The sequence below is a fragment of the Citrobacter pasteurii genome (genome assembly GCF_019047765.1).
Taxonomy (GTDB): domain Bacteria; phylum Pseudomonadota; class Gammaproteobacteria; order Enterobacterales; family Enterobacteriaceae; genus Citrobacter; species Citrobacter pasteurii.
Genome location: NZ_CP077262.1, coordinates 2671189 through 2695852, shown reverse-complemented (window position 1 = coordinate 2695852; position 24664 = coordinate 2671189). Strand labels below are relative to the sequence as shown.

The 24664-nt window shown below is 50.4% G+C and carries 21 protein-coding genes; 10 read left to right on the top strand and 11 right to left on the bottom strand.

The genetic code is table 11. From position 1 onward, the window contains the following. Positions 1-24 precede the first annotated feature (24 nt). From I6L54_RS13190 to tehA, 3 genes are all read right to left on the bottom strand, one after another. A complete protein-coding gene (locus tag I6L54_RS13190; protein ID WP_005126733.1) occupies positions 25-696 on the bottom strand; it encodes a DUF3313 domain-containing protein in 672 nt (223 codons plus the stop codon). A 142-nt stretch (positions 697-838) separates the two neighbouring features. Then, positions 839-1435, bottom strand: a complete 597-nt coding sequence (gene tehB / locus I6L54_RS13185; RefSeq protein WP_005126732.1) for a tellurite resistance methyltransferase TehB — start codon at positions 1433-1435, stop codon at positions 839-841. Next, on the bottom strand, positions 1435-2436 hold the full coding sequence (gene tehA, locus I6L54_RS13180) for a dicarboxylate transporter/tellurite-resistance protein TehA (protein ID WP_005126731.1): 1002 nt from the start codon (positions 2434-2436) through the stop codon (positions 1435-1437). Before tehA ends, tehB begins: the two co-directional genes overlap by 1 nt. Positions 2437-2549: 113 nt before the next feature. Between tehA and ydcK the strand changes: the two genes are divergently transcribed. Next, complete coding sequence (gene ydcK / locus I6L54_RS13175) at positions 2550-3530, top strand: YdcK family protein (protein ID WP_040230975.1); 981 nt, start codon at positions 2550-2552, stop codon at positions 3528-3530. Here the strand turns inward: ydcK and rimL are convergent. Further along, positions 3522-4067: a 50S ribosomal protein L7/L12-serine acetyltransferase gene (gene rimL, locus I6L54_RS13170; RefSeq protein ID WP_040230972.1), complete on the bottom strand. Its 546-nt coding sequence runs from the start codon at positions 4065-4067 to the stop codon at positions 3522-3524. The two genes, ydcK and rimL, sit on opposite strands and share 9 nt — an antisense overlap. A 219-nt stretch (positions 4068-4286) precedes the next feature. Here rimL and alr point away from each other — a divergent pair, with 219 nt between their 5' ends. After that, positions 4287-5513 carry an alanine racemase gene (gene alr / locus I6L54_RS13165; RefSeq protein ID WP_005126728.1) on the top strand — a complete coding sequence of 409 codons (1227 nt, stop codon included), beginning with the start codon at positions 4287-4289 and terminating at the stop codon, positions 5511-5513. A gap of 66 nt (positions 5514-5579) precedes the next feature. On the opposite strand, the gene I6L54_RS13160 is transcribed toward alr, so the two are convergent. From I6L54_RS13160 to I6L54_RS13145, 4 genes are all read right to left on the bottom strand, one after another. Beyond that, positions 5580-5804: an HP1242/YdcH family protein gene (locus tag I6L54_RS13160; protein ID WP_003020276.1), complete on the bottom strand. Its 225-nt coding sequence runs from the start codon at positions 5802-5804 to the stop codon at positions 5580-5582. Positions 5805-5970: 166 nt separating this feature from the next. Then, on the bottom strand, positions 5971-7626 hold the full coding sequence (locus tag I6L54_RS13155) for a glucan biosynthesis protein D (protein ID WP_040230968.1): 1656 nt from the start codon (positions 7624-7626) through the stop codon (positions 5971-5973). A gap of 193 nt (positions 7627-7819) precedes the next feature. Beyond that, positions 7820-9163, bottom strand: coding sequence for a 2-oxoadipate dioxygenase/decarboxylase HglS (gene hglS / locus I6L54_RS13150; RefSeq protein WP_005126726.1), 1344 nt, complete (start codon positions 9161-9163; stop codon positions 7820-7822). Positions 9164-9285: 122 nt separating this feature from the next. Next, positions 9286-10188, bottom strand: coding sequence for a manganese-dependent inorganic pyrophosphatase (locus I6L54_RS13145; RefSeq protein WP_005126725.1), 903 nt, complete (start codon positions 10186-10188; stop codon positions 9286-9288). Between the two features lie 233 nt (positions 10189-10421). Here I6L54_RS13145 and I6L54_RS13140 point away from each other — a divergent pair, with 233 nt between their 5' ends. From I6L54_RS13140 to I6L54_RS13110, 7 genes are all read left to right on the top strand, one after another. Next, positions 10422-11345 (top strand): LysR substrate-binding domain-containing protein, encoded by a 924-nt coding sequence (locus tag I6L54_RS13140; RefSeq protein WP_005126724.1) that lies wholly within the window; start codon positions 10422-10424, stop codon positions 11343-11345. 388 nt (positions 11346-11733) lie between these two features. Then, positions 11734-12291 (top strand): fimbrial protein, encoded by a 558-nt coding sequence (locus tag I6L54_RS13135; RefSeq protein ID WP_005126723.1) that lies wholly within the window; start codon positions 11734-11736, stop codon positions 12289-12291. Between the two features lie 85 nt (positions 12292-12376). Next, on the top strand, positions 12377-13099 hold the full coding sequence (locus I6L54_RS13130; RefSeq protein ID WP_040230966.1) for a fimbria/pilus periplasmic chaperone: 723 nt from the start codon (positions 12377-12379) through the stop codon (positions 13097-13099). Between the two features lie 22 nt (positions 13100-13121). Continuing rightward, positions 13122-15707: an outer membrane usher protein gene (locus tag I6L54_RS13125; protein ID WP_040230963.1), complete on the top strand. Its 2586-nt coding sequence runs from the start codon at positions 13122-13124 to the stop codon at positions 15705-15707. Between the two features lie 66 nt (positions 15708-15773). After that, a complete protein-coding gene (locus I6L54_RS13120) occupies positions 15774-16253 on the top strand; it encodes a fimbrial protein (protein WP_005126718.1) in 480 nt (159 codons plus the stop codon). Between the two features lie 8 nt (positions 16254-16261). Beyond that, on the top strand, positions 16262-16843 hold the full coding sequence (locus I6L54_RS13115; protein ID WP_040230959.1) for a fimbrial protein: 582 nt from the start codon (positions 16262-16264) through the stop codon (positions 16841-16843). Continuing rightward, positions 16843-17940, top strand: a complete 1098-nt coding sequence (locus I6L54_RS13110) for a fimbrial protein (RefSeq protein ID WP_040230957.1) — start codon at positions 16843-16845, stop codon at positions 17938-17940. Before I6L54_RS13115 ends, I6L54_RS13110 begins: the two co-directional genes overlap by 1 nt. 49 nt (positions 17941-17989) lie before the next feature. Here I6L54_RS13110 and I6L54_RS13105 read toward each other — a convergent pair whose 3' ends face one another. The 3 genes from I6L54_RS13105 to I6L54_RS13095 form a co-directional block, all read right to left on the bottom strand. Continuing rightward, the gene (locus I6L54_RS13105; protein WP_040230955.1) at positions 17990-19678 is read right to left on the bottom strand and encodes a methyl-accepting chemotaxis protein; all 1689 of its coding nucleotides are present in this window, start codon (positions 19676-19678) and stop codon (positions 17990-17992) included. A 169-nt stretch (positions 19679-19847) separates the two neighbouring features. Further along, positions 19848-20966 carry an S-(hydroxymethyl)glutathione dehydrogenase/class III alcohol dehydrogenase gene (locus I6L54_RS13100; RefSeq protein ID WP_003020293.1) on the bottom strand — a complete coding sequence of 373 codons (1119 nt, stop codon included), beginning with the start codon at positions 20964-20966 and terminating at the stop codon, positions 19848-19850. Between the two features lie 32 nt (positions 20967-20998). Then, positions 20999-21274: a metal/formaldehyde-sensitive transcriptional repressor gene (locus I6L54_RS13095; RefSeq protein ID WP_003833178.1), complete on the bottom strand. Its 276-nt coding sequence runs from the start codon at positions 21272-21274 to the stop codon at positions 20999-21001. A gap of 327 nt (positions 21275-21601) precedes the next feature. Here I6L54_RS13095 and fdnG point away from each other — a divergent pair, with 327 nt between their 5' ends. Next, positions 21602-24652 carry a formate dehydrogenase-N subunit alpha gene (gene fdnG, locus I6L54_RS13090; RefSeq protein ID WP_072041436.1) on the top strand — a complete coding sequence of 1017 codons (3051 nt, stop codon included), beginning with the start codon at positions 21602-21604 and terminating at the stop codon, positions 24650-24652. The last annotated feature ends 12 nt before the right edge of the window (positions 24653-24664 follow it).

Here is a 24664-nt window from a genome sequence, read left to right as displayed (position 1 = left end):
CATCCAAAGATGGTGCGCTCAGCGTTACTGTTTTTTGTTGACATCAAACATGGAGGCATCTGTCGCCATGTCATCAACAACTTTCTTCAACGTTTCGAACGCCATCGGCGTACTCTCGTTGTTCAGGTCCTTGCCTTCACCCTGACGTACCACTTTAATCACCGGCTTATTAGTTGCCGCATCGATCAACTCACCTTCAAAATAGAGGTGAGTATCCATGGTACGGTGACCTGTCGCCATTTGTGTCCCCGCGACGAGTAACGCAACCGGGACCACTTCATAGAACTGCAGCCCTTCCTTGCTGGTTGCAACACCGGTAATTGCGCCACGGAATATCAGGCTACGCGGGCCGGGGGTCGTCACCAGAGGTTTACGTTTACTAATGGCGGTTTTCATTTGCGTATTGGTATAGCTCAACAGTTTATCCAGCACCTGTTGCCCAACCTGAGTCGTTGGTTTAGGAATCGGATAATAGGTTATCGGGTTATACACAATACTGTCATATTTGGACTCATTGAAGTTGGGATCAACCCAACGCAGCACAGGCAGTCCTGTTGCCGATTTAGTTTCCTTCAGACCAGAGTAATCTTTCAAAAAACCTGAATATTTATCTGGCTGCGTTATTTTTGACGCACAGCCTGATAACGCCAGTAAACCCGTAAGCACTGCAACTTTAAATAAAGTTTGAGCACGCATGGAACGATCCCTTAGTATTTGCAGATATGCATCTGAAATAGTAGCAAAAGGAAATCATTTTAGATGTGCGAAAAATGGTAAGCGCCGCACAATTTTATTTCTGCGCTCAGCACAAAAAATGCTGAACGCAGAGCGTGGGCCATCAGCCGATTTTGCGGGCCAGCATGGTCGCAAAACGCAGTTTAATACGATTGCCGTTTTCGTCTGTACGATGCAGTTCGCCCACGTCTTCGTTATATTTCAGCAGTTCCCATCCGCGGTAATAGTCGCGTAATTCACCCGCTTTAAACGCGAACGGGAAGCCAACGGTGCACGGGAAATCATCGGTATCCATCGCCGCAACGATTAAGTTATATCCACCCGGTTTCGTGCAACGCTGCATATTATCGATAAGCCCCGGAATAGTTTTTGCTTCGAGGAACATCAGCACTACGGTAGACAGGATAAAGTCGTATTCACCATCAAAACTCAACGCATTAAGGTCCGCGACGCTCGCCTGCAGATGAGTCAGCCCTTCGGCTGCTTTGATACGCTCAAGGTTAGCGATGCTCATGGGATTTTTATCCCATGCTGTCACGTCATAGCCGTTTGCCGCAAGGTACAGGCTGTTACGGCCATTGCCGCAGCCCAGGTCTAACGTTTTACCTGGTTTAACAATTTTCGCCGCTTCAACGACATCGGAATGCGTACGGGTTAAATCGTATTTCTCAGTAAAGTAGTTTTCGTCGCAAAGGGTCATTATTTATCCTCAGATTTCAGTAATGCAGCACGCTCCGTGCGGATGAGTAGTTTTCCCTGCATCAGCAATGCAAACGTACGTACCAGTAATAATGCAATGATAAAATTGGTAAAAATAAACAGTGGGATCGACAGCGTATGAAAAAATCCTGATTCGCTGCCGTGTCCCAGATGTAGCCCCGTTGTCGCCAGAGCCGACACGCCAAACGAGAAGCTCCAGAAAGACGCATTAAAGGGCTGAGACAGATACCACGGCATGAGGCGTAGCATAAAAAGAAGTTGCAGCAAACCATAGCCGAACAGCATTTTCGCCAACGTATCGCCCTCGCCGCCATTGACGCTAAGCCAGGCGCTGCAGGCGACCAGCGCAGGCGCCAGTTGAATGCCAAGTGAAGTACGTAATACCGTTGGCAGCTCGCCGCAACTGCGTAAACGTTGCAGGATCACCGGCTCCAGGCTGAGCCAGGAAAATACCCCTGCCCCCAAAAACACCAATCCAGCGTCGTTGAAACCCAACGCACCACAGGCCATTGCGCTAATAAAGTTATTGGCGACAGTCGGCAGATACAGCCCCGGCGTGGTGGCTTCTTCTGGGTGCTCCCCGCGCCATAATCCCGCGGTTTGCCACGCCGCGTACGCCAGTTGGATAACGACCCCAATGCTGAACAAGCCAAGCGCCAGCGGTCGACACCAGGGAACAAAACCAATCGCGACCAGCATGGTTGTGGCCGGAAACAGACTGACAAAGCTACTCATCACCGGATGACGAATCTCCGCCAAAACGCTATGCGGAAAACGCAGTAAGCGACTAAAAAAGGCCAGCGTCAGCAGCCCCCAAATGACCATTGCGAGGATGACCAGACCGTCGCCGATCCAGTGGCTCACAGACCACACCTGGCTGGCATAACGCCACGCAAATCCCATCCCTATGATGCCCAGTACCATGCCAAAATAACCAGCAGGAAGATTGAGGACCTGTTCACTCTGCTTGTTCTTACTCATTTTGTTTATTTTTTAAAGTATATTTGAAATGCATTTTATGGAATTTACGCTGATTTAGCCAGTACGGAAAACTTTGCTACGTTTAACTAAGGTGCGCAACACGGAAATGAGCTATGACCAAATACCGTCTGAGCGACGAACCTCGCTCCTTCAGTTACCAGGATAATGGCAACAAAAGAAGCGTATTACTACGCCAGATAATTGCACTGTTCGATTTTAATGATGTTCCGGCTGGCACGCATGGTGGCTGGATTGATAATGAAGCCGTACTGGCGCAGTGTGGTGATTGCTGGATTTACGATGAGAACGCGATGGCATTTGCGGGGGCAACCATTTCTGGAAATGCCCGCATTACGCAGGCCAGCGTGATCAGAGATGGCGCTCAGATTGGCGATGCCGTATGGATAGATCGGGCTGAAATTAGCCATGGCGCGCAAATACGTGACAATGTCACCATTCAGGATTCGGTCGTTCGCGGCGAATGTTTTTTGTCGGGTGATGCACGTATTCTGGGAGGCTCCGAAGTCATCGCCGCTAAAGGGTTAACCCGTGAAAGTGACCAGCCCCTACAAATATATGATCGCGCAACCGTAAACCATTCACGCATTGTGCACCAGGTGCAGATCTATGGCGATGCAACCATTGACTACGCTTTTATTGAACACCGCGCCGAAGTTTTTGATTGTGCTCACATCGAGGGTAATGAGGAAAATAACGTTTGGATCTGCGATTGTGCGAAGGTATACGGCAACGCCCGCATCATCGCTGGTACAGATGAAGATGCGATACCGACCCTGCGCTATAGCTCACAGGTGGCTGAGCATGCAGTGGTTGAAGGTAACTGTATCCTGAAACACCATGTGCTGGTCGGGGGACATGCAAAATTACGCGGCGGGCCACTCTTGCTGGATGGTCACATCCTGATTGAAGGCCACGCCTGTATTCTGGGTGAAGTGCTGATCGAGCATCATATTGAGATAACCGGGCAGGCCCACGTTGAAACCTTTGATGGTGATGCAATCCATCTGCGCGGGCCAAAAGTGATCAACGGCGAACAGCGTATTACGCGCACCCCCCTCGCCGGTTTATTCTGAATCGCTATCAATGATGCGAGCATAGAGATTCACATCATGGTAATCACCATTGAGGAACTCTGCCTGCTTTAAACACCCTTCCAGCTGAAAACCGTTGCGCAGCGCCACCTGGTTACTTTCCTGGTTATCCACACGGCATTTAATAATGAACCGACGGATCTCGCCACGCTGCGCATAATGATGAATCAATGCCTGTAGCGACCGTGACATAATGCCCTGTCCCTGATGAACTTCATCCAACCAGTAGCCAATGTAAGCCGCTTTATTCAGCGGTTCTATTTGGTTAAATGAGATAACGCCAACCACTTCACCTTGTTTGAAGATAAGGAACATTTTGGCGTAGCCACGCTGGTGCAACATCATATTCCCCTGCACATTCTTACGCGTATCGTCCTCAGATTCGACAAGCTGCGGCCAGTTCAGCGACCGCTGGAGCCAAACTTTATTTTTGAGCACCAGTTGATGCAAAGGCGTGACGTATTGTTCTTCTACTGCCCGCAGTTCCAGCGTGTCACTGACGGTAATAATTTCTGACATGTTTATCTCCTTTGCGATTGTAAACGGGGGATATCTGACTGGCAGTAGCCGATATTAATCTGTTTAGCACCGAGAATGTCATATTTTTATGCTGTAACAGCAATCACTTAGAAACAATCTCTGGTGCGGAAGCCGTTACTCTGGATGTCCGGTTATCCCATATCTGGATAGGCCGTAATGATGACAACAACACTTTCATTCTATTGCTAAGGAGCAAGCATGGCAGCACCTTTGGGTCGTTTAGCACTTATTCCGCTTTTACTGATTACCGCCTGTCACCAACCCGTCCCCACCACGCAAGCGGGTCCTGTCCCCTTTGCCGTTAACAAACAACAGGTTGTGGATAATACCACGCTGGAAATTTCCCGTAGCGCGCTGGAATATAACATTCATAAAGTTCAGCAACTGCTGGGAGACAAAACCCGGATGTGCGCCATTCTTAAAGGCGATGCGTATGGCCACGATCTCTCACTGGTTACGCCGGTGATGATGCAAAACGGTGTGCAGTGTATTGGCATCGCCAGCAACGAGGAGATTAGCATTGTTCGTCAGTCAGGCTATACATCGCAGCTAATGCGCGTTCGCAACGCGACGGAAAAAGAGATGCGCCAGGCGGCAGATTTTGATACCGAAGAGCTGATTGGCAATCTGGATATGGCTAAACGTCTGAGTGCAATTGCCCACGAGAAAGGGAAAACGATTCGTATCCATCTGGCACTGAACTCTGGCGGTATGTCACGAAACGGTCTGGAAGTCAGCACCGCGGCAGGCCTGGAAGAGGCCCGCGCCATTTCCATGTTACCCGGTCTGAAAATTGTTGGCATCATGTCGCATTTCCCGGAAGAAGATGCGGCGGTGGTAAAACGCGATCTGGCCCGTTTCAATACGCAATCGGCCCAGGTACTCAAAATTACCGGGCTTAAGCGCGAAGATGTCACCTTGCATGTCGCGAATACGTTCGCCACCCTGACCGTTCCTGAATCCTGGCTCGACATGGTGCGTGTTGGCGGTATTTTTTATGGCGATACCATTGCCAGCACCGAATACAAACGCGTCATGACGTTTAAATCCGCAATCGCGTCGGTAAACCATTACCCCAAAGGAAATACCGTCGGCTATGACAGAACCTATACCCTTAAACGTAATTCCGTTCTTGCCAATATTCCGACGGGTTATGCTGATGGCTATCGTCGTGTGTTCAGTAATGTGGGGCACGTATTGATCCACGGCCAGCGGGTTCCGGTGCTGGGTAAAACATCCATGAATACCGTGATTGTTGATGTGACCGATCTACCACAGGTTGCCTCCGGCGATGAAGTAGTGTTATTCGGTAAACAGGGAAATGCGCAGGTGAGCGCAGAAGAAGTCGAAGAAATTAGCGGCGCGCTGTTCACTGAAATGTCGATCCTCTGGGGGGCGACAAACAAACGCGTGATGGTCGATTAACGCCTAAAACAGGAAGGGCTTCCTTTTCTCGCTGGAAGCCCTTTTACACAGTGAGCACAGTACTATTTAGCTCTCACTGACACTCTCTCTTTGCAAAATTTTGAGCAAATCTTCCTTCAGGTGGAGTTTCTGTTTCTTAAGACGAACAATGTCCAAACTGTATCCCCGACCATCCGAACCTTCCAGTCTGGAAATCTCATGATCAAGGCTGTTGTGTTTTTCGAATAAGGACAGAAAACGAGGATTCTCGGATTTCAGTCGGGAAATAAGGTCTCTGTATTCTGGAAACATACTTTCTCCCTGTTAGTGGTAAAGAATGTGTATAAGAAATACACATGATCAGCTTACCCGGTTAGGTCAGGGAAAAATGCGAACAGGATCGAGTAAATAGTGTACAGATTGTTACGATAGAAGTTTCAGCAATGGCTCCCCGGAAGGAGAGCCATCAGAAGAGCAATTAACGCATTTCACGGTCGTCAACATACTGACGTTTATCCTGCGCTGGCGGGAAATACTGATACAGCCAGGTTTCACTGATGGCATTACCCTGACAACGCAGGAACATACGCATATCTACCGGATCGGTTGAGTCAGATGTCGGATACCAGTCAAACTGGATCCGGTAGCCATCGATAGGTTCAACGTAGAGGATCTCAATCTGTTTCGCTTCACCACTCGAAAGCGTAATTACCGGTTCAATACCTTTCGGCGCGGCGGCTTTTAAATCGCCACCGACGAAATCAACGGCAAAACGTCGTGCCCATTTTTCCGGGTAGTGCTCGCCCGGCGCCCATCCTTCCGGGAAGCCGCCCATGCCTGTACGGGTCGCCATCACGCGAGCCAGCGGCGAACGCACCGGCGGCTGAGCGCTCCAGTACAGACGGTATTTGAATTCCAGCTCATCGCCAGCTTTGATCTTCTTCTCCGGCTGCCAGAAGCAGACGACGTTATCCAGCGTTTCACCGGTCGTCGGGATCTCCATTAAGCCAATGGTTCCCTTGCCCCACTGGTTACGTGGCTCGACCCACAGGCTTGGGCGCTTGTTGTACCAACCCATGATGTCCTGATAGTGGGAGAAGTCACGATCCAACTGCAGCAGGCCAAATCCGCGCGGGTTGTTATCGGTATAGGCATTAAACTGCAGTTTTTGCGGGTTATTCAGCGGGCGGCAGATCCACTCGCCATTGCCTCGCCACATAGCCAGACGGTCGGAATCATGAATTTGCGGGTGAATGGTGTCACACATCCGGCGTTCATTGTTACCACAGCTGAACATGCTGGTCATCGGCGCAATGCCGAGCTGCTTGATGTCTTTACGCGCATAGACATGATTCTGCACATCCATGATCACCTGCGTTTTCTCACAGTGGATCACAAACTTAAACGCGCCGGTTACGCTTGGGCTATCGAGTAGTGCATAAACAGTAAATGAAGTGGCACCCGGTTTAACCGTTTCGAACCAAAATGCGGTGAAGTCCGGAAACTCTTCTTTGCTGTCGGTATACGTATCAACCGCCAGACCACGCGCCGACAAACCGTACTGATAGGTGTCATCTACGGCGCGAAAATAGCTGGCTCCCAGGAAGGACACTACGTCACGACGGGCCAGTTCAGGCGCTTTGAACACGCGAAAACCGGCGAAACCGAGATCAGTTTGCCCTTCCAGCTGTTTGGTATCCACACCGGCATCGTTGTACTTGAAAAGCTCCGGGCGGAAGTGGATCTCACGCGCCATATGCGTACTGTCATCAACCGAGAACATGCGCACGCGGCGACGAAAACCCATGCCTACATGGAAGAATTGCGCGTCAAGCTGACGATTTTCAACGTTGTTCCACAGTGACTGTTCTGCGTCGTACTGAATACTGTTGTAAGCCTGCGGCGTTAGTTTAGCCAGCGTATCCGGCAATGCGCGCGGCGAGCCGCCCCAGGGTTTCTGTGCTAAATCATGGGCCATCGATTGCAGAACGGAAAAATCAAAACGTACGGTTTTTCCGTCTGCAATGTCAGACTCTGCCGCATAGGCAGCACGGGAAAAGAGTGATGCAATACCACTGGTTCCGCACACGGCGGCCACTGCCATTGAACCTTTAATAAATCGTCTGCGATTCATGCCTGAAAGTGAGTCCTTCTGGTCGTGTAAATGGTCCCGCGCCGGTCAAAATCTGCGGCAAGAGAGTGCACATTTCTGACCGCCCACTCTAGACAAAATTCATTAATAATCCAATTGTTGGTCGCCGATTATCTGTACAAAATCGAAAATATTTTATGTCGATGAGAACAGGCCGAATTCCATGTAAATTCAGTTAAAGTAAACCACACCGCCGTTTACTGCGTTCTTCTGCCTCCTGATACAACGCAAACTCATCATACACTGCGCAGCCCAGCGCCTGTTCAAAGGCATCGCGGCTGGCATTACCGTGGCTGCGCGCCTGCGTTTCATTACCCAGATTAGACTGGAAAATCCCTGCGGCGCTCACCGGCAAGAAATCTTCGTAGGTGATAGGCTGAGCAACCAGCCAGCCCCGCTCGATGAGCGGCTGCGGGTCGTCATCCGGGCGAATAGCCTGGCGATGCGCTTCGCCCGACGGCGTCAGACGATAACGAAACCAGGCAAGTCCTTGCTGGCGCAACAGAAACTCGCTGTCCGGAAACGCCTTAAACACGTCCTGAAGATGCAACTGGTGCGTCAGGTTATCTTTCCCCGTCCCCGCTTTACTCAACAGTTCGTCGTACAACTCCCGGCCTTTTGGCGTCAGCGCCACGCCGCGCTGTTCGATTTCGCCAAAACGTGCCGTGTGAGTTCCACGCATTTCGCCGGCAAACAACACCGGTTCTTCCAGCGCCTTAAAGCTGGTCTGACGCAGCAAGATGGGCACCTCGCGCCGTGGTGGGCCTTCAATGAGAATTTTCGGTGTAATACCGCACTCCGGCATCATCGACTGTACCCGATCGATATCCAGCGTGCGCGGCGTCAGGTGATTGATATGGCAACCGGGAAAACAGACCACATCGGCAATCAGCCGATGCTCGTTATGCAAGGCATGATACGTTTGTTCATCTACGGTGGCGTGTTGATGCCAACGGAACGTTTCCAGCGCCTCATGCACAAACTCTTGCGCCTGCGCCTGCGTAAAACTGCCGTGCGCATCAAACTCATCCAGCAATTCGTGACAACGACGCGTGAAAATATCACGCTTTGCGAGGATCTCCGCGGCCTGCTGGCGCAACACCACGTTCTCGATTAATTCGAGGCGTAGTAGTGACGTAAATACCCGAAACGGGTTGCGCGAAAGCGAGGCATCATCGATGGGTCGAAACGCCGTGGAATGGACGGGGACGCCGGCCTGGGAGAGATCGTAATAGCTGACCGGATACATCCCCATAATGGCAAACATCCGCCGCAGTGTAGACAACTCCTGCGCAGTACCGACCCGAATTGCCCCATGGCGTTCAACATTGAGCCGCGCCAGTTCATCCGCATTAGCCAATTTTTCATGTAGCGTCGGATTATTTTCCAGTACCGCCAGATTCACATCAGCGACAAGTTCCAGCAACGTGCCATACTGCGGGACTTCCTGCTGGTACATTGCTGACATAGCCTGCGAAAATTGTTCCCGAATCTCATCTGCCGTGATGGTGTTCGCCATAATGTCATGCCTCCAGTGAATATTACCTGGAGTGTAGAGAACACCGCTGACTCCGGTGGGAAGAATTTACAAACTGTGATCCCGCATAAATTCCCCCCACCCACCGGGCAGTGAACTGAAGCTTACTGACGTGGTTTTAAATGACTTTCCAGCCATGGCAGCATCTGTTTTTTACGACTGAGCATGCCTTCGACCTTGCAGGGTTGCGGTAACTCTGACAACTCAGATCCAACGAACCACAGGCTGGTATCGCCAAGATTGATGTCCGTCAGCATCAGTACCACCAGCGCAGCCTGATTTTCCTCAGCATAACGGGTCATCTCCTCGCGGAGATCGTCCAGCACACCGTCAACCTGGCGCAGTGCATACAGCTCGAGTTGCGCCACGCAGACTTTATGCCCATGAATGGTGAACGTTTTAATGTCTTTATGCAGCAGCTCACGGGCACTCATGCCTTCGACGCTGGTTTTGGCCGACAACAGATCACGGCTAAAAGCGTCCAGATCCACACCCGCTTTTTGGGCCAGCTCATCCACTGCCTGGCGATCGTCTGGGGTCGTTGTCGGAGAACGGAGCGTGACAGTGTCACTCAGCGCAGCGCCCAGCAGTAAAACGGCCTCGGCGGCAGATAACTGGCTGCGCTCATCTTCCGTCATCAGTTGCCACAACAGCGTCGCACTGCTGCCAACAGGTTTGACCCAGACCTCTGGAGGAAGACGAGTCACTAATCCGCCGAGTCGATGATGGTCGATGATACCGACGACATTGCTCTCAGACAGCGATTCCGGCCCCTGAGCAGGCTCAGTGAAATCGACCAGCCATACATCAAGATCGGTCAGCGGAAACGTCAGCCGCTCAGGCATTGCCAGCCCTGCATGCGCAAAGATAAATTGCGTTTCGCGGTTCGGTTCGCCCAGACGCCATGCCGTCGCCTGCTGGCCGCGTAAAGTAAGCCAACGCGCCGTCATGGCGGCAGTACAAATGGCATCGCTATCGGGGTTAAGGTGCCCTATTACATGTATCATCAATCAGTGCCTTGTGAAGAGAAGGGTTCAAAAGCCAACAATAACGAAAGTATATCGACTGGACACATTCCCTTCCATGATCCCACCCCCCCGCCATGATGCTGTACAAAACATAAGCAAAATAAATCAGTTGTAAGTAAAACACGTTAAATGTTAATAATATTTTGCTATCAAGTTATCAAAAACAAACAACTTCACTTGTCACCAATACGGCTCTGTTTTTAACATCGCTTATGGAAAAAAATGTTCTGTTCAATCAGCGCATTCGCTTGCGCCATCTTCATACCTTTGTCGCCGTTGCCCAACAGGGAACGTTGGGACGTGCGGCCGAAACCCTTAACCTGAGTCAGCCAGCCCTCTCCAAAACGCTGAACGAACTGGAGCAACTAACCGGTACCCGACTCTTTGAACGCGGTCGCCTTGGTGCACAGTTAACATTGCCCGGCGAGCAGTTTCTTACCCATGCGGTAAGAGTGCTTGATGCACTCAACACTGCCGGACAGGCATTAAATCATCGTGAAGAATCTCAGAATGATGTCGTGCGTATTGGTGCCTTGCCAACAGCTGCATTGGGTATTCTTCCGGCTGTCATTGGCTCGTTCCATAAGCAGCAAATGGAAACCACGCTGCAGGTTGCCACCATGAGTAATCCCATGATCCTGGCGGGTTTAAAGTCAGGAGAAATTGATCTCGGCATTGGGCGTATGGCCGATCCGGAATTGATGGTCGGTCTGAACTACGAACTGTTATTTCTGGAATCGCTCAAACTTGTCGTGCGCCCTAACCATCCATTGTTGCAAGAAACCATCACGCTGAGCCGGGTGATTGAGTGGCCAGTGGTGGTTTCGCCGAAAGGAACCGCCCCTCGCCAGCACGCAGAGGCATTGTTGCAAAGTCAGGGCTGTAAAATGCCGTCGGGTTGTATTGAAACGCTGTCAGCATCGCTCTCCCGTCAACTGACGGTTGATTACGACTATGTGTGGTTTGTCCCTTCAGGCGCGGTTAGAGAAGATCTGCGCCAGGCAACGCTGGTGTCATTGCCAATTCCCACCCATGGTGCGGGTGAGCCCATCGGTATTATTACTCGTGTCGATGTGCAACTCTCTCAGGCCGCCCAGATACTTATCGCCGCAATACGCAAAACCGTACCTGTTTAATCGTATTGATGATTGGGTCTGTTATTACCGGCAGGCCCAACCCATGTAAATGTTCAATATATGGACGATAAAACCGTCATAGAACACAGCCAGAAGCTGTATTTTTCCTTACAAGCAAATTAAGCAATACTTATTATCAATGATATCTCTATCGAATAATGGCGGATGAAATCCCCTACTCAAGCTTACATTTAAAAATTTTCTTTTAGAATTCAATGAGACATAAAAAACCAATCCAATTAAGTTAATACCACAATACATCAAATAATTGGTTATTACCTCTAAACAAACTCTTAAAAAACACCAACCACAACTTCACCCGCTATTCAGTCATAATCTCACGTCATATAATCTTTTCACCATTTAATTTGTTATTAAGGAAAATAACGTGAAATTTGTTAATTGTTTAAGTGCCGCAGCGCTTCTGGTCGCAGGGGCTGCTTTTCAGGTACAAGCGGCTGGTTCTGACTCTGCAAACATTGATTTTGCAGGAAACATTACATCATCAACTTGCGATGTCAGTATTGATGGTGTTTCCGCTTCCAAAGAAGTCAAACTGCCAGATATCACTGTTCCTGCGATGCAAGCGGCTGTCAGCAGTCCTGCGATGAAAACCAAATTTCAGATCACCGTTAAAAACTGCGCCACTGAACCAGCGGGCGGTAAAGTAAAAGGGCAATTTTCAACCTCCGGTAATTACAACAGCACCAGCAAAGCATTGTTAAATACTGCAGCAGGAGACAAAGATGCGGGTTTCCAGGTAGAAGATACCGCAACCAGTACCATTATCGATTTTACATCAGCCACACCGCAATCTGAAGCCGCTTATAGTTCCACCAACGGTGCTGAATTTAATTACACCGTCGGTTATATCTATTCAGGCTCTGGTACGCCGACTGCTGGTGTAGTGAAAGCGAATACCACTTTTGTAACAACCTACCCTTAACAAGTTGTATAAGATCAAGAGTAGTTAATAACTCTGCTGCAACTTTTAATTCAAGGTTGCAGCCATTTACCAAGATATAAATGATATGATTCCCAAAAACACATTCAGATTAATTATATTTTCTGCCGCTATTTCGTTTAGCTATTCGTCAGTCGCCAGTATCGTGATTAACGCTACGCGTGTCATTTACCCTTCCGACGCGAAAGAGGCACTCATTAAAATGGTGAATCAGGGGCAACAACCTTTATTAGTCCAGTCCTGGTTAGACGATGGTCATGAAGATGTTGATCCGCAAACCTTAAACGTTCCTTTTATCGCCTCCCCCCCGGTAAGTCGGGTCGATCCTAAACAGGGACTGACCGTACGCTTAAACTGGGACGGTCAAGCGTTACCCACCGATCGCGAAAGCGTGTATTGGTTTAATGCACTTGAAATCCCCGGCAAAAATAAAGATGCCGCCAAATCGAATCAACTGCAGATAGCGCTGAAAACCCGCATCAAAGTATTTTATCGCCCGGCATCCCTTCCAGGTTCGGCGGATGACGCAATCCAACATCTGAAATGGAGCCTTGCTAACCAAGGGAAGCAAATTTGGGCGACGGCGAAAAATGACTCTCCTTATTTTGTTTCACTTGTTGGCGCTAACATCACTTCCCGGGGGAAAAAATACAAAATTGAGCCCGACATGGTCGCCCCTTTTTCCAGCGCCAGCTATGAAGTGAAAACGCTCACCACCTCTCGTCTTGAATCCGTTTCATGGACAGCAGTCAATGATTACGGGGCTAACGTTGACGTAACGGATAAATAAAAACACGTGCAAGGATTGCTCTATGTCGATGTCAAAACACCGATTAGCGACCTCGGTATGGGTATTGCTGGTTATTTGTCAGACAGGATTTGCTGACGATAATTACATTGAATTCAACGATGACTTTATCTTCAGCAATGCAGGTAAAAAATCGACAATCGACGTGTCACAATATGCGCGCGGCAACCCGGTGAAACCCGGTATTTATACCGTCTCCGTTTGGATTAACGGTGAGCAACAGCAAACTGCAAAGATCCAGTTTATTGATAACCACACCCCGAATGCGTCTCCCTGCCTGACTCGTGAGGTGCTCGATGAAGCAAACGTTGATGTAAGCAAACTCCCCACGGCAGATGCGGACGAAGGTGAATCGCAATGCTATATACTGGCGGATTATTACCCCTCATCCAGCGTGAGTTACGATCCTAATTCACAGATCCTGATGCTCACAATTCCGCAGCTGTTTCTCGTCAGCCACCCTGCGGGTTATGTCAACCCCGCACGTTGGGATGCCGGTATTCCTGCTGCAATACTGAACTGGAGCTTCAGTGGCTACCACAGTGAAAACGACGGTAGCGCCTCTGACAGTGGTTATCTGGGGCTCGGCTATGGTCTCAATCTGGGAGCATGGAGGTTACGCTCCAGCGGCGCGCTGAACTGGGCAAAAGACGATAGCGCGACCTGGGACAACTACGACCTCTATTTGGCTCGCGATTTACCCCCTCTCCGGGCACAAATGGAACTGGGCCAGGTCACCTCTCGCAGCGAAGTCCTGGATAGTATCGGCATTAAAGGCGTACATCTGTATAACGACAAACGCATGGATCCACATGACGGTCGCTACGTTCCAGTCATCAACGGCGTGGCTAACAGTAATGCCAAAATTACCGTACGACAGCAGTCGCGCATCATCTATGAAACCACCGTTCCCCCAGGTCCTTTTGCTCTGAAAGATTATTATGTGGCAATCAACGGCGCTGACCTCGACGTTACCGTGGAAGAAGCTGATGGGTCAAAACGGTTATTCACCGTACCGTATGCCTCTGTTGCTCAGTTAATGACCAAAGGTGAAGTTGACTGGGATTTTGCCGTTGGGACATTAGACAACGATGACAACAGCGATTCTCCCTGGGTGCTCACCACTAACGGTAATTATGGATTGAGCGATGTTTTCACGCTGTATGGCGGCATACAGTCAATGGAAGAAGACTATCTGGCGGGGATGCTGGGTCTGGCGATGAATACGCGTCTTGGTGCTATCGCAGTCGATGTTATCCACTCTCGCGCTTCACTTGAAGATATTGGCACTCTGCAGGGGCAGAGTTACCGTGTAAGCTACAGTAATGTGCTGGACGCAACACAGACCAATTTCAGCTTTAGCGCCTATCGATACAGCACCAAAGATTACCTCTCGCTTAATGACGTCATCTCTTTGCAAAATAGCATCGATAGTTATAGCGACGATCACGATACTAACCGTAACGATGCGTATCGCAACAGCTACAGCCATTCCAAAAATGAGCTTCAGGCTAACGTCAATCAACCTATCAACCTTAACGGCGAAGATTACGGTTCATTTTATCTCAGCGGCACCTGGACGAGTTACTGGGGTAGCTCAGACAAAACGTCTCAGTATTCGCTGGGCTACAGCAACACTTTCCGCTCCATCTCGTGGAATATCTCGCTGCAGCGCAGTTATAACGAATGGGGCGATGAAGATGACAGCCTGTACGTTGGGTTGAGTATTCCTTTTGGTAGCAACGCTCAAAACGATCAACCAGCCTTCTCCAGTCTGAACCTCAGCGCCAATAGCGACTTTAGCGGCAACAACGGTTTCACCAGTACGGCCAGCGGCAACAGTAGCAACAATAAATGGAACTACAGCCTCAGCACCACCGCTAACCAGGCCAGTCAGGGAGAAGACACCTATTCCGTCAGCGGATATTCCACCTATAACGGTGCGAATGGAGCAACCAGCGTTTCCGCTACGGTCGATAAAAATCATAACCAGCAGTATTCCCTAAACAATAACGGCGGTGTGCTGTTGCACAGCGGTGGATTGACGCTCTTACCGGGTAATGTCAACGCACAAAGCGCCATCGCCCTTATTGAAGCGCAAGGTGCCGATGGCGCGACCACCACCAATGGATATGGCGAGATTGACAGTGCCGGATATGCAGTTGCCACCAGTCTTTCGCCTTATGCCGAGAATACCGTCGGGCTGGATCTCAGCACCATCAAGGCGGACGTCGAAGTGAAAAACACCTCCGCCGCCGTGGTTCCGCGCGATGGCGCCGTGGTGAAAGTCACCTTCGCTACTCAGCAAGGTCAATCAGTGTTCGTCACGCTCAGACGTAGTGATAACAGTTTCATTCCATTGGGCGCGAACATTCTCAATGAACAGGGAGAATCCGTTGGCGCAATGGGTCAGGCGGGTCGCGCCTTTTTACGCGGTATCGAACAACGTGGCAACCTGAAGGTTATTTGGGGAAGCGACGCGGCAAGCTACTGCGATGTAACCTACCAGATCCCTGACGCACCCGCGATGATCGGAAAATCAATTCGTCTGGAGACGTTAGTTTGCCAGATGCCAGGAGCCGGGAAGTAGCTTATGCGCCAGGTAATGTTTTTTTCTTTTCTATTATGCTGCCCGCACCTCTTTGCAGCGGATGTCGTGGTTAACTTTAAGGCCAATTTGCTTGCGATGACCTGCACCGTCAATATTGTTGTCGGCTCAGGCAAAGCGGTGAACCAAACCATCGATTTTGGTGTATTAACCCGCGCAGAGCTGGAGGCTCAGGGCGCTAATACGCTGAAAAATTTTTCGTTGCAGTACAGCAACTGCACGATTGGCTCCAGTACAAACCAGACGGTTACCTGGATAAAAACGGGAATTAAGGCCTCTTCGTTGTACAGCGGTTATCCAACCGAACTCAAGGGGGGAGATAACGGAGCCGCAGCGGTTTTGTATCGTTCTGGCTCCCCAAATTCTCTGTTGATCCTCAATAGCAGTACGCCGCTTGACTGGACCTCGACTGAGCGCACCAATAAAACCCTGAATCTGGTCTTATCTCTGCGTCCGACGTCTTACTCAACCACCGCGACAAGTGGCACCTTCAACGGTTCGTTGACGTTCACTACCACTTATCAGTAGGAGCCGCCATGAAATTTATCCCAGCAGTCTTATTGCTGATATCCACGCCGCTTTGGGCCGCAATCAGTACCAATACCAATGTATTAACGGTTAAGGCGGAGCTGGTTACCGGTAGCTGTGACATCACCGCCTCCGACGTTAATTTAGGTGATGTGGAGGCGAGTGAATTCGCCGCTGGCGGTGTATGGGCGAACTTATCGGCCACCGCAGTGGGCAACGTACCGACGCAACCGCTGAAGGTCAGCGTACGCTGTGACTCCGGTTCCGTCGCCAAAACGTTAGTACTGAGCTTTAAGCCGCAAAAAGCGCAACTCACTGGCAACCAGATATTCCCGAATGAATATACCGGTCCGATGACTGCGGCTGGAAACGTGGGCGTAGTAGTCTTTGAGGGGAGGACAAGCCCTGCTTATATTAATGTGCTTAATAAAGATAATACTTCCGCCGTCAATATTGTTAACTATAAAGGCTCAACCACCACCTATTCTGATATCACCTTTCAGGCTCGTTTTCAAAAAGTGGACTCAGCAAAAACGGTCACTCCAGGTGGCGTATTAAGTCAGGTGCAAATCAGCGTGAGCTACAAATAATGGATAAACAGCAGGTTAATATGAGTACGATGATTTCACGATCAATTTCTTTAGCGGCATTGCTGTTGAGCGGAATTTATTCATATCAGGTGCAGGCTGTGGAGTGTATTTTTGAAAAGATTAATACCAGCACGATAAGCGCGGGAACGTTAGCCGTGAATAGTTATAACCCATCCCGTACAACACCCGTGCTATTGGGGACGCTCAGTGCGGGCAACTATGCTTACTTAAACTGTAGTACAGGTAATGATGGTTCTGATTTTTATGGAAAGTCCACAACAACAAGTGGTACGCAATCCGATAGTTATACCAGTACCAGCGGTAGTACAAAATATAGCTACAATAGAGTTTTTTTTCCAACAAGCATACCCGGGATATATTATAACATTTACATAGCTAATTCTATTAATGCTAATTATACAGCTTATCTTCCATCTAATACGAGTTGGACACGTGAGATCGATAATGCTGCAAATGGAGATTTTCCTGTTGGATTATACATCGAAGTTTGGCAACGTGGGGGGGTTTCCTCAATAGGTAATGGTGAAGCGCATCCGGTCATAAATGGTGAAATAGGCAGGTTTAAAGCAGGGAATGAAAATGTAAGTAGTCAACAGATTATCGCCACAGTAAACGCATCTTCATTCACCGTAAAATTCGCCGCGCCAACCTGCAATTTGTCCGTCTCTCCTGCCACCATCGATTTTGGCGATGTGGGTAATGACAAACCACGAAAAACCTTCACCTTGAAAAATAGCAACTGCGTTAATGCTTCAGGGGTTACCCTTAAACTGACGTCGGCCAAAGCGACTTATGATAATAGCGGATTGTCTATTCTCGCCAATACCACGACTGGCACCTCAGCAGCGGGCGGACGGGGAGTGGCGGTTTCTTACGAAGGTTCGCCCCGACAATATCTGTCGGCGAATGACACAAATTCTTCAGTGACCATCGGCTTTGGTTCCATCGTAACGGCGAAAGATATCACCATGGCCGGATTACTCATCTGCACCTCCGTCAGCAATAACAGTACCTGCGATGACTACACCCCTGGTGCGTTCACCGCAGCGGGAACGATTAGTGCCACGTACAAATAGATAGTAAATCCGGTAATACAAAGGATCGTATTACCGGATGGCTGGCCTGTCAGAATGTTTCCCAGTTATCCGTATTTACCGTGTTTGATTTTGGCAGTGAAACCGATGGATTAACGGCAGGTGTAACGCGTTTAATTGCGCTTGTCCCGGTTAAACGGAATGTGCCGACGGCTTCCGTTAAGCGTGCGGCCTGCTCTTCAAGAGAGGCCGCAGCGGCCGATGCTTCTTCAACCAGCGAAGCGTTTTGCTGCGTGACCTTATCCATCTCTGAAATCGCCTGGCTCACCTGGACGATACCCCGGCTTTGTTCATCAGAGGCCGCCGCAATTTCCAGCATAATGTCGGTGACGCGTTTTACCGCATCGACAATATCCGTCATCGTATTGCCTGCCGCGACCACTTCTCCGGATCCCTGGTCAATCAGTCGGACTGATTCGCTGATCAATCCTTCTATCTCTTTTGCCGCCTGGGCGCTGCGGCTTGCCAACGTACGCACCTCACTGGCTACGACGGCAAACCCTCGCCCCTGTTCTCCAGCCCGCGCCGCTTCGACCGCTGCGTTCAGCGCCAGGATATTGGTCTGGAAGGCAATGCTGTTTATAACGGCGGTAATTTCGGAGATTTTCTTCGAACTTGTTGAGATATTCCCCATGGTTTTAACCACGCCAGAGACCATCTGGCCGCCCCGACTGGCTTTGCCGGAAGCATCTTCCGCCAGCGTGCTCGCATGATGCGCGTTGTCGGCGTTTTGCTTCACCGTAGCCGTCAGTTCTTCCATGCTGGCCGCCGTTTGTTCAATCGCCGCGGCCTGTTGTTCAGTACGTGAAGAGAGATCGGTATTGCCCGCAGAAATCTCACTGGTACCGCGGTAGATTTCTTCCGCCCCCTGACGAACCGTGCCCACCGTTTTCCCCAGCGAACGCTGCATTGTTTGCAGATGACGGCTCAGGCGACCAATTTCGCTGCGCCCGGTTGGTTCCTCCGGCATCGTCAGATCCCCTACTGATATTTGCTCAATGCGCTGGGCCGCGCGTAACAGAGGATGAATAACGGTACGGCGCAGAACAATGAACGTCATCAGCGTCAAGGCCAGCGCCAGAATAAATGCACCCAGCATAAAGGCCATGCCGAGTTGCGTACGCTGGTGAGCCTGCTCACTAAGATGGTTCGCCCTGGCGGTACGAATGTCGATCGCCTTTAACAACACCTTGTTGTAAGCAGAGTCCAGCGGTCTGGCCTGTTCATTTTCATGGTTGATGATCGCCTCGAACATGCCGTTTTTAGCGTACTTCAGCATAGGCTGTAAGCCGTCGATATAGGCTTTGAAATTGGCACTGAGTTCAGCGTCTAACGCCTCACCGGCAGTGGTTTTCACCGCACGCGCCATATAGGTATTAAAACCGTCCTGCGATTGCTTAATACGTTTTTCTGCCTCGGCAATATTGGCTTTCATGTCATCCATTTCAGCAATACGGCTCGCCGCACCAGCATGGATCATGTTGATACGCGCGGTGCGTAAGTGGTTAGAGCTGTTAGATAACCCCATCCGAACCTGAATCTCATCGGTTACATCGCGCTGATCGCGATCGGCCTGCATAAGAAAATAACCTGCCAGCCCGGAACTTAAGGCGAACAGCAGAAGGATGCCACCGAGAATGGAGGAAAACAGCGGAACCAGCCGGATTTGATGCAGAAAGCCCAGTTTATGCTGGGCTTGCATCGATGTAGTGTTGTCCATGACCGTCGACTCTCTTGTAGGGTTTATGCGTGAAAACACGCCCGTTAGATAGTCATCGGCAATCCGGGAAGTTTACTTACCGTGAAAAGCGCCGGATTCGTCACACTTTCACAACATAATTCTAAAAAATTCAGGAAAGTGCCAGCGGAGAAATCCGCTGGCCAATGAATCAGTTATCACCAAAATGGATAACGGTACGGATGGATTTACCCTGATGCATTAAATCGAACGCTTCGTTAATCTGCTCCAGCGGCAGGCGATGCGTAATAAACGGATCTAGCTGAATTTTTCCGCTCATTGCTTCTTCGACCATACCCGGCAACTGGGTACGCCCTTTTACGCCGCCAAACGCGGAACCGCGCCACACGCGACCGGTCACTAACTGGAACGGACGTGTTTTGATCTCCTGACCGGCACCCGCCACGCCAATAATGATGCTTTCGCCCCACCCTTTATGGCAGCACTCCAGCGCCGCGCGCATCACGTTAACGTTGCCGATGCACTCAAAGCTAAAGTCCACGCCACCGTCGGTAAGTTCGACAATCACATCCTGCACCGGTTTATCGTAATCGTTCGGGTTGATGAAATCGGTCGCACCCATTTCACCCGCCAGCTTGAATTTTTCCGGGTTAGTATCAACGGCCAGAATACGCCCGGCTTTCGCCTGTACCGCGCCCTGGATCACTGCCAGGCCAATACCGCCCAGGCCAAATACGGCTACGGTATCGCCTTCCTTCACTTTCGCGGTGTTATGAACCGCTCCGATACCGGTGGTCACGCCACACCCCAGCAGACACACTTTATCCAGTGGAGCCTGCGGGTTAACCTTCGCCAGCGAGATCTCTGCGCAAACGGTGTATTCACTGAAGGTACTGGTACCCATATAGTGATAGATGGGTTCGCCGTTATACGAGAAGCGTGTTGTGCCATCCGGCATCAGGCCTTTGCCCTGGGTAGCACGTACGGCCTGACACAAGTTAGTTTTGCCAGACTTACAGAACTTACACTCACCACATTCTGCGGTGTACAACGGGATCACATGGTCGCCCGGTTTCAGACTGGTGACGCCCTCACCCACTTCAACCACAATACCCCCGCCTTCATGACCGAGTACCGCCGGGAACACCCCTTCCGGATCGTCGCCAGAGAGCGTAAAAGCGTCAGTATGGCACACGCCGGTGTGGGTAATTTTAACCAGCACTTCACCTTTCTTTGGCGGTGCGACGTCGATTTCGACAATTTTTAACGGTTGGCCGGGGCCAAATGCAACTGCTGCACGTGATTTCATTTGTCTCTTCCCATTATTGCGAGGTGATGGTGTTATTTTAGATAAGCACGCAGAAGATGGCCGATTTCAGCCATGCGCACAGCACGCTGGTCTGGGGTAGTCTCCCCGCTGACCAGTTCATCTTTCAGATGGATCTCAACCATTTCGCCCATCAGGCCATTGGATGCGCCGCGCACGGCGGCAATTTGTTGCAGGATCGCCAGACACGGTTCGCCGGATTCCAGCGCGCGCTCAAGCGCATCAACCTGACCGCGGATACGGCGTACACGGGTGAGAATGCGTTTTTTATCTTCAGGTGAATGCGGCATACGCCCTCCAAATACTATAGGGGGGTATACTATCAGAATTTTTATGTAATTGTAAAAAATTGACATCTGTTCAGCATTAAGCGTATCCAGATACCTCCATCAGTTTATCGCTGTTACGCCGCGGGAGGTTGTCGTCAAAAAGATTCAGTTCACCGTACGTATTGGCAACCAACCTGACATGATCAATTTTTGATCAATCCATACGCCAGGCTTACAGCACTAATACTCTCTCACGTCAATAACCACTAAAAGTTAATGGTTTATAAAACAATTTAACCTTACAATAACCATACTTTTTCATGTCTTAAGTTTAAGCTGGAGAAAAAAATGGAGCTCAGCCGGAGGCAGTTCTTTCGAATCTGCGCGGGCGGTATGGCAGGAACAACTGTTGCATCTCTCGGATTCTTATCATCTTTTTCCGTTCACGCGGAAACCCGTCAATACAAACTCTTAAAAGCAAAAGAGACACGTAATAACTGTACGTACTGCTCAGTAGGCTGCGGCATGCTGATGTACAGCCTTGGCGATACAGCCAAAAACGTCAAAGAAAGTATCTACCATATTGAGGGCGATCCGGATCATCCGGTGAGCCGTGGATCGTTGTGCCCTAAAGGCGCTGGCGTGCTGGATTATATTCATAGTGAAACCCGTCTGCAGTATCCCGAATATCGTGCACCGGGTTCGGATAAATGGCAGCGTATTAGCTGGGATGATGCGATTAATCGTATTGCCCGACTCATGAAAGATGATCGCGATGCCAACTTTATTGAGAAAAATGCTCAGGGCTTGACCGTCAACCGATGGTCCACCACGGGCATGCTATGTTCCTCTGCGGCAAGTAATGAAACCGGGATCCTCGACGGTAAATTTGCTCGCGGATTAGGTATGGTCGCTATCGACTGTCAGGCACGGTTATGTCATGGCCCCACCGTTGCGGCTCTTGCACCAACGTTTGGACGTGGTGCGATGACCAACAACTGGGTCGATATTAAAAATGCCAACGTAGTGCTTATTATGGGCGGCAATGCCGCTGAGGCACATCCGGTAGGCTTTAAATGGGTGGTCGAAGCGCAAACTAAAAACGACGCCACCGTGGTGGTGGTCGACCCGCGCTTTAACCGTAGCGCCGCCGTCGCCGATCTGTATGCACCAATACGCGCTGGTTCCGACACCGCATTCCTGCTCGGTGTAATCCGTTATCTGCTGGAAAACAACCAGGTGCAGCACGACTATGTGCGCCATTACACCAACGCCAGCCTGATTATCCGTGATGACTATCAGTTCGACGACGGCTTGTTCAGTGGCTACGACGACAAGAAACGCCAGTACGATAAATCGAGCTGGTTCTATCAGCTTGACGAACTGGGTAATGCCCTGCGTGATGAAACATTGGCTCACCCACGCTGCGTGTGGAACTTGCTCAAAAACCACGTCGAGCGCTATACCCCGGAAATGGTTAACCGGTTGTGTGGGACATCCGTGGCGGATTTCAATCGTATCTGCGAAATTCTCGCCAGCACCAGCGTGCCTGACCGCACCGCCACTATCCTGTATGCGCTGGGTTGGACTCACCACTCCGCCGGGGCACAGATTATTCGCGCCGCCGCTATGCTCCAGTTGCTACTGGGCAATATAGGCATGGCGGGCGGTGGTGTTAACGCCCTACGTGGCCACTCCAATATTCAGGGCTATACCGATCTTGGCTTGTTGTCAACGAACCTGCCGGGCTATATGCCGCTGCCGTCGGAAAAACAGCCAGACTACCAGACCTATATTTCGCAAATCACGCCACCTGCGCTAGGCGTGAATGAGGTCAATTACTGGCAAAATACGCCGAAGTTCTTTGTTAGCATGATGAAAAGTTTCTGGGGCGACAATGCAACAGTAGAAAATAACTGGGGCTACGACTGGCTACCTAAATGGGATCGCCTGTATGACGTCATGACCCAGGCCGAATTGATGCTCGAAGGTAAGATTAATGGTTACATCGTTCAGGGCTTCAATCCGCTGGCGGCGTTTCCGGATAAAAACAAATCAACGCGCGCGCTTTCAAAACTGAAATATATGGTGGTTATCGATCCGCTGGTCACTGAGTCGTCCAATTTTTGGCAGAATCATGGCGAGATGAACGATGTAAACCCGGCAGATATTCAGACCGAAGTTTTCCGCCTGCCCTCTTCCTGCTTTGCTGAAGAAAATGGTTCAATCGCTAACTCCGGGCGTTGGTTGCAGTGGCACTGGGCTGCGGCAGAACCACCAGGTGAAGCCTTACATGACGGGAAGATCCTTGGGCGTCTGTTTATGCGCCTACGCGAGCTGTATCAACAGGAAGGGGGAGCGAATCCGCAACCCTTGTTGAATATTGCCTGGAATTATAAAGATCCATACGACCCACACCCAGAAGAGATTGCGCGTGAAGCTAATGGCCAGGCGCTTGAAGACCTTTATGATGACAAAGGCCAGCTTATAGCCAAAAAAGGCCAGCAGCTCAGCAGTTTTGCACAGTTGCGCGATGACGGCTCGACCAGCAGTTTCTGCTGGGTCTACTGCGGAAGCTGGACAGAACAAGGCAACCAGATGGCCAATCGCGACAACAGCGATCCGTATGGTCTGGGCTGCACACCGGGCTGGGCGTGGTCATGGCCTGCCAACCGCCGTATTCTCTACAATCGTGCTTCGGCCGATCCATCAGGAAAACCGTGGGATCCCAAACGAGCCCTGCTGCATTGGGATGGCAAAAAATGGGCCGGTATGGACGTAGCCGACTACGGCCAGGCCGCGCCGGGCAGCAACGTTGGTCCGTTTATCATGAACCCGGAAGGTGTAGCGCGTCTGTTCTCCATCGACAAAATGAACGACGGACCATTCCCGGAACATTACGAACCCATTGAGTCGCCTATTGGTACCAACCCGCTGCACCCGGATGTTGTATCCAGCCCGGTTGCGCGTATCTACCATGACGATATCGCCAATATGGGTAAAGCGGATGCCTTCCCGTACGTCGCCACAACTTACTCCATTACTGAACTGTTCCGCCACTGGACCAAACATGCGCTGATCAACGCCATCGCTCAACCCGATCAATTCATCGAAATCGGTGAGGCGCTGGCGAGCAAAAAAGGCATTGCGGCAGGTGATACGGTGAAAGTGATGTCGAAACGCGGCTTTATCAAAGCGAAGGCGGTGGTCACCAAGCGTCTGCAAACGCTGACGATCGATGGTAAGCAGATCGATACTATCGGTATCCCTTGTCACTGGGGCTTTGAAGGCGCTACACGCAAAGGGTTCCTCGCCAATACGTTAACGCCATCGGTGGGTGACGCGAACTCGCAAACACCGGAGTATAAAGCGTTTCTGGTCAACATCGAGCGAGCGTAAGGAAGGGAACTC

What these genes read in the sequence shown, in the direction of transcription:
- I6L54_RS13155 (WP_040230968.1), bottom strand. Translation starts at nt 7,626, where the DNA reads ATGAATCGCAGACGATTTATTAAAGGTTCAATGGCAGTGGCCGCCGTG.
- I6L54_RS13190 (WP_005126733.1), bottom strand. Translation starts at nt 696, where the DNA reads ATGCGTGCTCAAACTTTATTTAAAGTTGCAGTGCTTACGGGTTTACTG.
- I6L54_RS13130 (WP_040230966.1), top strand. Translation starts at nt 12,377, where the DNA reads ATGATTCCCAAAAACACATTCAGATTAATTATATTTTCTGCCGCTATT.
- I6L54_RS13095 (WP_003833178.1), bottom strand. Translation starts at nt 21,274, where the DNA reads ATGCCGCATTCACCTGAAGATAAAAAACGCATTCTCACCCGTGTACGC.
- I6L54_RS13140 (WP_005126724.1), top strand. Translation starts at nt 10,422, where the DNA reads ATGGAAAAAAATGTTCTGTTCAATCAGCGCATTCGCTTGCGCCATCTT.
- I6L54_RS13160 (WP_003020276.1), bottom strand. Translation starts at nt 5,804, where the DNA reads ATGTTTCCAGAATACAGAGACCTTATTTCCCGACTGAAATCCGAGAAT.
- alr (WP_005126728.1), top strand. Translation starts at nt 4,287, where the DNA reads ATGGCAGCACCTTTGGGTCGTTTAGCACTTATTCCGCTTTTACTGATT.
- ydcK (WP_040230975.1), top strand. Translation starts at nt 2,550, where the DNA reads ATGACCAAATACCGTCTGAGCGACGAACCTCGCTCCTTCAGTTACCAG.
- tehA (WP_005126731.1), bottom strand. Translation starts at nt 2,436, where the DNA reads ATGAGTAAGAACAAGCAGAGTGAACAGGTCCTCAATCTTCCTGCTGGT.
- I6L54_RS13100 (WP_003020293.1), bottom strand. Translation starts at nt 20,966, where the DNA reads ATGAAATCACGTGCAGCAGTTGCATTTGGCCCCGGCCAACCGTTAAAA.
- fdnG (WP_072041436.1), top strand. Translation starts at nt 21,602, where the DNA reads ATGGAGCTCAGCCGGAGGCAGTTCTTTCGAATCTGCGCGGGCGGTATG.
- I6L54_RS13105 (WP_040230955.1), bottom strand. Translation starts at nt 19,678, where the DNA reads ATGGACAACACTACATCGATGCAAGCCCAGCATAAACTGGGCTTTCTG.
- I6L54_RS13115 (WP_040230959.1), top strand. Translation starts at nt 16,262, where the DNA reads ATGAAATTTATCCCAGCAGTCTTATTGCTGATATCCACGCCGCTTTGG.
- tehB (WP_005126732.1), bottom strand. Translation starts at nt 1,435, where the DNA reads ATGACCCTTTGCGACGAAAACTACTTTACTGAGAAATACGATTTAACC.
- rimL (WP_040230972.1), bottom strand. Translation starts at nt 4,067, where the DNA reads ATGTCAGAAATTATTACCGTCAGTGACACGCTGGAACTGCGGGCAGTA.
- I6L54_RS13125 (WP_040230963.1), top strand. Translation starts at nt 13,122, where the DNA reads ATGTCGATGTCAAAACACCGATTAGCGACCTCGGTATGGGTATTGCTG.
- hglS (WP_005126726.1), bottom strand. Translation starts at nt 9,163, where the DNA reads ATGGCGAACACCATCACGGCAGATGAGATTCGGGAACAATTTTCGCAG.
- I6L54_RS13145 (WP_005126725.1), bottom strand. Translation starts at nt 10,188, where the DNA reads ATGATACATGTAATAGGGCACCTTAACCCCGATAGCGATGCCATTTGT.
- I6L54_RS13110 (WP_040230957.1), top strand. Translation starts at nt 16,843, where the DNA reads ATGGATAAACAGCAGGTTAATATGAGTACGATGATTTCACGATCAATT.